Genomic DNA, 7375 nt, shown 5'->3' with positions numbered 1-7375 from the left:
TCGGACAACGCCTCCCCGATCCCGCTGCCGAACCGCGCCGACCACATGCCCCGCACCGACATCCCCGCGTAATGATCCAGATGCTCCCCCACCACATCCGCGAAGCGCGCCATCGCCGACACCGGATACAACTCCGCGTGCTCGGCCACCGCTTTCCTGGCCGCCGCCTCCAGGATCTTCTCGTCCACCTCATCGCCGAGCCCCCGCACCAGCACCTTCGTCAACGCGTTGCCGACCAGTCCGCCCACCGCCGACAACGGCAGCGACACCAACGCCGAGAACGCCCCCATCCCCGCCGACTGCTCACTGAGCTTCCCGTCCCACTTCTGGGCCGATTTCTCACCCAGCATCTGCACCTGGGCCTGCAGATCCGGCACCACGTTGAACGCCACCCCGCCGGCCGCCGCCATCGCCAACCGCATGAACAACTGACCCCACCACCGCGACAACAACAACCGCATCACCGCCATCCGCGCCGCCAGCCACGCCATCGACGCGCCAGCGGTCGCTCCCGCCCACGCCACCGCCCACGCCATCTCCAACAACAACAATTCCAGACCATAAATCGTCACCAGCTTCAAATACCGCACCTGCCGCGCCAGGTTCCGCACGAACACCGCTAACTCCCGCAACGCCCCCTCCCCCGAGGCCAGCAGCCCCTCGAAGCTATCCAGCCCCTCGGCGAACCGGTCCGCCGCCTTTCCCGAGAACTCCGTCCGCACCTTCGCCACCAACTCCGCCACCAACCCGCCCATCTCCCCGACCCCCGCCGCACCCGACTCCAACGCATCCGCCACCGCGAACAACACACCCTCATCCGCATCCGTCATATCCTCACCGGTCAACACCTGAAAAAGCCGCCTCACCCCCTCCGACACCATGATCGACGAAAACATCACAACCACCCCACCCTCAAACCACCGACCAGGAAGCCTTGAGCCGCCCCGGTGCGTCGCCAGATTCATCTGCTAGACAGACGGGAACCGTGTCTCGTTCGACGAAGCACCCGCCAAAGTTACGTGAGCAGCGGATATTCGCCGAGGCTCGTGGGAAGCATGCCCCGCAGCGGTCGGCGACCCAGGCAGGGACCGAACTGCCGGCTGCCGGGACAGCCGAGACGGTACGCAGATGAGTTCGCCAAAGCGAGATCGACACCCGGGCGCGTGCGGGTGTAGCGTCCGAAGCGTCGTCGCAGCCGCAACGGCTACGCCGGAACAACGTGGAACCAGGGCGTGACAACGCGACACTCAAGGCGACGTCGGCTTTCGCGGCCGAAATCGACCGGCCACATCGCTGACCGCGAAGTTCATTGCAGAACACCACGACCTCCACAAGAGGGCCTGCGCAGAGGTGTCGAGTCGATCCACCCCGCCCGCACAGATGTCACGCGAGTAAAGGTCTCCGGCCCCACCTGGGCGATTCGTCTTGAGCACGCTTGCCAACTCCAGCCAAGACACCTCGTCCGTGGCCTCCGCAACGGTGGGGCCGCCAGCAAAAACCAACGTTGCTGACCAGACATCGCCCCTCACCGCTTCTCGTCATGCGCGCATGCGGTGTAGCGCACACAAACCGGAGCGACGATGCCAGCCAACACGGCATTCCGCCACGAAAGACCGACAAATAAGCCCCTTTAGTCCGGACAATAGAAGAAAAAGGGCACCGCGGACCGATCCGAAGGCCGGAGCCGACCGCCGGGGCCCGCAAGTCGTTTCCGGGTAAAATGTGATCACGCCAGGATTGCCGCAGTAGCCCGTAATGTTTCAGAAATCCTTCAGTGCTGCTGACCTGGGCGTTGTCCGTGGTCGGGCAGGAACCGTCCTTGTGCTCGTACAGAGCGATCTACCTGCTCGCTACACGGACCTTCGCGTGGCTCGCTCTACCATGTCGGTCTACCGCAGCGAACAACGCCGAGATACTCATCCTGCGGCACGAGGCCACAGCGCTACGCAGACAGCTCACCGCACCGAAGCCTGCCTGACCGAATCGGGCGCTGCCGGCCGCGCTCGCCCGGCACCTGCCTCAGCGACTCCGCGGCCACCAAATTGTCTCACCACGCACCGTGCTCGCCTGGCATCGGCGCCTGGTCAAACAGAAGTGGACCCAGCCACCCCCACCAGAACGCCCGCCGGCGTACACGAACTACGCGACTGGGATACAAGGTCAGCGCAGCCACCGTCCGCCGCGCCCTGCCAGCCACCGAGTTCCGTCCCAGACAACGTCGACAGGCAGCGCGCCACGAATGGACCACGTTCCTCAAAGCCCAGGCAAACGGTCTTCTCGCCACGGACTTCTTTCACATCGACACCATCGGGCTGCAGCGGCTCACCCGCGAGCAGGTCGTGACCTACTGTCACCGGCTCGCAGATTCGGTCTCCCTTGCGGCGACGAGTTCTGGGCGGCCTACCCGCGTCACCGTGACCTGTCACCGGCTCGCAGAGTCGGTCTCCCTTGCGGCTTCAAACAATGGGGCCAGTTCCGACCCGGCGGCGACGCTGTCACCGGCTCGCAGAGTCGGTCTCCCTTGCGGCGCCAGGTAGTCCGGTGGCGCGAGAAACCCCCCACCGCTGTCACCGGCTCGCAGAGTCGGTCTCCCTTGCGGCGGTCGCCGACCGGATGCACCAGTTGTTGCGGGACCCTGTCACCGGCTCGCAGAGCTGGTCTCCCTTGCGGTCCGACGGACGCCCGCGAGTACCTCAACCAGGCGTCCCGATACCGTTTCGATCTATAACCGAGCGTATGCGAGTTAGGGAGCACCGGGAACCTTTTGGGGCCTTCCCCCAAGGCGCTGGTAAATCTGGATTCCCTCATGCGTTTTGATGCATACCAAAGAGTTCCTGGTGCTGGCGACCGTGCTCTCCTCCGGCCGACCGGAGGAAGATCGTTCGGCAAAGGCCAGAGCGGCTGGCGGAGCGCTCTGCCGAGGCCTGCCCGGACGCGCCACGACAAGGATTTACCTTCACGACCGCTTCAAGCGACGTTCCATCCAACGGCACCCGTCGACTCGACGACCAGCAACTTCGCCAGCACATTCGCGGCAATCCGCTGAAACCGAGCGGATCCGAGCCGTGCGATCTTGTACGAGCCAGCCCAAGGCACCTACGCACCCGGCATGGACCGGAAACCTGCAACACAGGCGGGACGGTCAGATCGTTTTCCCGTTAGCTTGGTCTGCCTTTCACAGCGCTGCGCCGAACTGGCTCCGGCTCCAACGAACAGACGCTAACCGAACAGAACGTCTCCCAAGCACCCTTATCAAGCTAGCAACTGACACATGACCGCTGACGCCTCTTCAACTCAGTTCAGGTCCGTTATCGAATATTGACCAAATCGCTACACTGCGTCACCGCGAAATCCGACCCCATTTGCACATCTAGTCAAAAACTTGACGCCCACGCTCCTGATTCGCTCCTGGACGGGCTTTTTGATCTTAATTCGCCATCACCACAAGATCCACACCCAGGCACGAAAAAGCCCGCTGACCTGCACTTACGTGCCGGTCAGCGGGCTTCCGCCAACGTCGGGCTGACAGGATTTGAACCTGCGACCCCTTGACCCCCAGTCAAGTGCGCTACCAAGCTGCGCTACAGCCCGTTGTTCGATTTTCACCCCTCGTTGGAGGGTGAAGTTAGCTTACCGCACCTCCGAATGGAGGATCATCGGGGCCCTCCACTTGGCGTTCTTCCTGGCCAGGCCGTGTCCAGGCGTCCACGGCTGCCGTGAGGGACCTCGTCCAGACCGTCAGGATCCGGGTGCCCTCCTCCGGCGTCGCGCCGGTCGGGTCGCCCAGGACGCCGTTGGCCGTTGCCGCTCGTACGCCGTTGGCTCTGAGGGTGCTCATCAGGTTCGGCAGTGACGTGGTGTTGCCTCGTTCCGCTCGGTCGAGGCGCACTGCGCGCGGGCGGATCGCCAGCATCGCCGCAGTCTCGGTGCGGCCCGCGTGGGTGTCGTCCGGGCGGCCCGTTGGTGCCCAGGCGAGCACTCGGCGGCCTTCCGCTCGCAGGGTGCCGATCGTGCTGCGGACCGGTTCGGCGTTGCCTCCGTGGGCTGACACCAGCACCACTCCCGCGAAGGCGTCCGCCGAGCGGACGAGTTCCACGAGCAGCTGCTCGACCGCTTTTTGGCCGATCGACAGCGTGCCCGGGAAGCCCGCGTGCTCTCCGCTGGAGCCGTAGGTCACCGGCGGCGCCACCAGGACGGGCCGCTCCCGGGCCAGCCGGTCGCAGAGTTCCGCCGCGATCTCGGTATCGACCGTGAAGGGCAGGTGCGGGCCGTGTTGTTCGGTCGCACCCACCGGGACCGCTAGGAGGCTTCGTGGCGCCAGTTCTGCGACCTTTGGCCAGGTCAGATCCGCCAGGCGGGCCGTCATCGCGACACCTGGACGCTGCTGCGGCCGCCCTTGTCGGTCAGGAAGGGCAGCAGTGGGGCGAGACTTCTGGATTTGAGGGCGCCGCGTGCGACTCCGCAGCCGTAGGCCAGGTCGTCTGCCATGCGCGCCAGGCACCAGCGGGCTGGCCCCAGCGGCGGTCGTTCGCGGGTCCAGTCCAGCAGGTGCCTGAGCGCCACCAGTCCGAGCACCGCCCGGCCGCGACGGCTGAGGAGCAGCAGCGGGACGGCCACCGGCGCCCAAGCCCTTGCGATGGCGTCGGCGAAGTAGCGTCCGGCACCGAGATTTCCTTGCAGTGCCAAGCGTATCGCCTCGTGTGCGGGGATTCCGGCCTTGCCGAGCTTGCGGGTCAGCAGGGCCGCTGCTGCGGCGACCACGGCAAGGCCGGCGCCTGTTCTGCCCGTGAGGATCAGGGTCCAGGCCACTGCGCTCCAAAGCGATGCCCGTACCGGCGCGACGGCGTCGCCGTGGCGCTTCGCCAGCGGGCCTGCCGAAGTGCCGTAGTCGAATCGTTGGCGCAGCAGGGCCGTCCAGCTCTTTCGCGGCGCGTGTTCGACGACTGACTCCGGCTCGTAGCGGACCAGCTGTCCTCGGGAGATCAACCGCCAGATCAGATCGACGTCTTCGCCGAAGCGCAGTTCCTCGTCGAAGCCCTCCAGTTCGCGCAGCGCCGAGGCGCGGATCACCAGCGCCGCCGTCGGGACGTAGCTGATCCTGCTGCCGGGTTGCACCAGGCCCGGCTCACCGCCCAGGTCGAGCGGGGACCGGGTGCTTTCGAAGTGGGCGAGGGCCGTGTTCCCCGGCGAGCTGCGCACCCTCGGCGCCACAGCGGCCACAGCTGGGTCTTCGAAGTGGCGGAGCACGGGTTCGAGCCAGCCCCGGGTCGGGACCGTGTCGGCGTCCAGGAACGCTACGAGCGGTGTTCGGGCCAGCCGCCACCCGGCATTGCGGGCCGCCGCCGGTCCTCTGGCGCTCTCGTGGCGCACTGACGCTGCCGGAACCGGCTGCCGGGAGCCGTCGTCCACGACGATGGCGGGCGTGTCGATCGACGCGAGCAGGCTGGTCAGATCGCCGTCCCGCACCGGAATCACCGCGGTCACGTCGCTGGGCCCGTGGTGGGTCTCGTCGTAGCGGGGGTGCATCATTGCGGCCCGGACGAGCCGTTGCGCCAGGCCAGCGGCGCTGTCGATCACCGGCTCGCCATCGATCCAGGAGCCAACGACGTCCGCTCCTGTGGGGTTGAGCCGCAGCACGCAGAACGGCGATCCGCCCACCAGTGTTCGCCCGTCGTCCCAGCGGCGGAGGCTGGGATCGGGCACCAGGCGGAGTGTCATGCCGTGAATCCCCCGTCGGCGTGAACCACTGTTCCCGTGATGGCCGAGGCCTGTTCGCTGCACAGCCAGCACACCGCGGCCGCCACTTCGTCGGGTTCCAGCAGGCGCTCGACCAGTTGGTGCTGGCTGAACTCTTCGACGTCCGGCAGGTCGTAGTATGCGGCGGTGGCGGTGAGCATGTCCGTCCGCGTCGAGCCGGGCGATACCGCGGTGGCCGTGATGCCGGTGCCGCGGAGGTCGGTGGCGAGGCCGCGGATCAGGCCGACCACCGCGTGCTTGGCCGCGTTGTACCCGGCGAGGTGGTAGAGGCCGCGGTGGGCCGCCGACGACGCCAGGGCGACGAACCGGCCGGTGCGGGGTTGCGGTCGTTGCAGCAGCATCGGGACAGCGGCGCGGGCCAGGTTCGCCACTCCCCTGACACCGATGTCGAACAAGGCGTCCCACTCGTCGTTGGACGTCTCCCACAGCGGCTGCCCGCCTGCCATGACCGCAGCGGCGGCGACCGCAGCGTCGAGGCCACCGAACTCGGTCTCCGCCACCGCGACTGCCTGCCTGATCGCGGCTTCGTCGCGGACATCGGCGACGATGTCGCGGACCGACTCCGGCCACTTCTTCGCCAGTGCCGCCAGCTGGTCCCTGGTGCCCAGCGGATAGGTGACGCCCTGGATGTCCGCGCAGATGTCGACCGCGACCACGCGCCAGCCGTCCGCGGCGAGGCGCTCCACGACCGCCGCGCCGATTCCGCGCGCCGCACCCGTCACGATCGCGACCCTGCTCACTTGGCCACCACCTTCCCTTCTGTCTCGCAGCTCGTACCGGTGAGGTAGCCGTGGCGTCGCAGGTAGGCCAGGAGCTCGTCGGCCGCTTCGGCGGCCGACAGCGGCCCGAGGACGGTCGTTGGTGTGCGGTCCTGCAGCGCTCCGGTCAGTTCGAGCATACGATCACGCGCGGTCGTTCCGGCCGGGGCGGGGAGCTCCCGCGGGCGTGGGCGGAAAGCACGGGCAGCGACCACGTGGGGTGGCCGTTTGGGCTCGCCGGGGATCGTTTCGATAGCCGCCTTCTGCGCCGAAAGCACCGCTGGCAGGCTCGCGCGACGCAGGCGCACTCCGGCGGCTTCGACGGACACGACCGCGGGCTTGGGCAGCCGCAGCACCTCCCGGCTGCCGCCGTCGAGCCTGCGGTGCGCGAGCAGCGACCCGCCGTCGCATTCGAACCTCACGACGCCGAGCGCCTGCGCTGCGCGGAGCCGGGCCGCGAGAAATGCGGGGGTCACTCCGGTTCCGCCATCGGCCGATCTGTCCCCGCACAGCACGAGATCCGGTTCGCGGAGCGCGGATGCGATCGCTTTGGCCGTGTCGGCACCGTTGCACACCAGCGCGCCGGGTTCCAGCTGGTCGTCCCGCTCGACGCGGATTGCCTCGTGCGCGCCGGCCGCCAGTGCGGTGCGAAGGATTTCCTCGGCCGCCACCGGTCCGGCGGTCACCGCCGTCACCCTGCCGTCGAGGTCCTCGGCGAGCCGGAGGCCGTGTTCCAGCGCTGCCAGTTCGGCGGCGTTGCCGCCCCGGTCCCGGTCTTCCGCGTCGAGGGCGCCGGTGAGCGGGTCCACCCGGGCCCGCCGCCAGGACCAGCTCAGCGCCACGACGATCTGCGGTCCCAC

General features: G+C 67.7%; 5 protein-coding genes, 1 tRNA gene and 1 CRISPR repeat array. All 6 genes read right to left on the bottom strand.

From position 1 onward, the window contains the following. Window positions 1-830, bottom strand: an 830-nt coding sequence (locus tag ACWDKQ_RS26365; RefSeq protein WP_450141452.1) for a WXG100-like domain-containing protein, incomplete at its 3' end; no start/stop codon positions are given. A gap of 1517 nt (window positions 831-2347) precedes the next feature. Beyond that, a CRISPR array of direct repeats spans window positions 2348-2671; the repeat unit is 36 nt; unit sequence CTGTCACCGGCTCGCAGAGTCGGTCTCCCTTGCGGC. Window positions 2672-3517: 846 nt separating this feature from the next. After that, window positions 3518-3591 (bottom strand) — tRNA-Pro (locus ACWDKQ_RS26360). A 34-nt stretch (window positions 3592-3625) separates the two neighbouring features. After that, window positions 3626-4366 carry a mycofactocin biosynthesis peptidyl-dipeptidase MftE gene (mftE, locus tag ACWDKQ_RS26355; RefSeq protein WP_450141451.1) on the bottom strand — a complete coding sequence of 247 codons (741 nt, stop codon included), beginning with the start codon at window positions 4364-4366 and terminating at the stop codon, window positions 3626-3628. Beyond that, window positions 4363-5718, bottom strand: a complete 1356-nt coding sequence (gene mftF / locus ACWDKQ_RS26350) for a mycofactocin biosynthesis glycosyltransferase MftF (RefSeq protein ID WP_450141450.1) — start codon at window positions 5716-5718, stop codon at window positions 4363-4365. Before mftF ends, mftE begins: the two co-directional genes overlap by 4 nt. After that, a complete protein-coding gene (locus ACWDKQ_RS26345; protein ID WP_450141449.1) occupies window positions 5715-6497 on the bottom strand; it encodes a mycofactocin-coupled SDR family oxidoreductase in 783 nt (260 codons plus the stop codon). Before ACWDKQ_RS26345 ends, mftF begins: the two co-directional genes overlap by 4 nt. After that, the gene (locus ACWDKQ_RS26340; RefSeq protein WP_450141448.1) at window positions 6494-7375 is read right to left on the bottom strand and encodes a mycofactocin-associated electron transfer flavoprotein beta subunit; all 882 of its coding nucleotides are present in this window, start codon (window positions 7373-7375) and stop codon (window positions 6494-6496) included. The genes ACWDKQ_RS26345 and ACWDKQ_RS26340 overlap by 4 nt, the downstream gene beginning before the upstream one ends.

It is taken from the genome of Saccharopolyspora sp. NPDC000995 (genome assembly GCF_053599315.1).
This window is presented reverse-complemented; position numbering and strand designations above follow the sequence as displayed.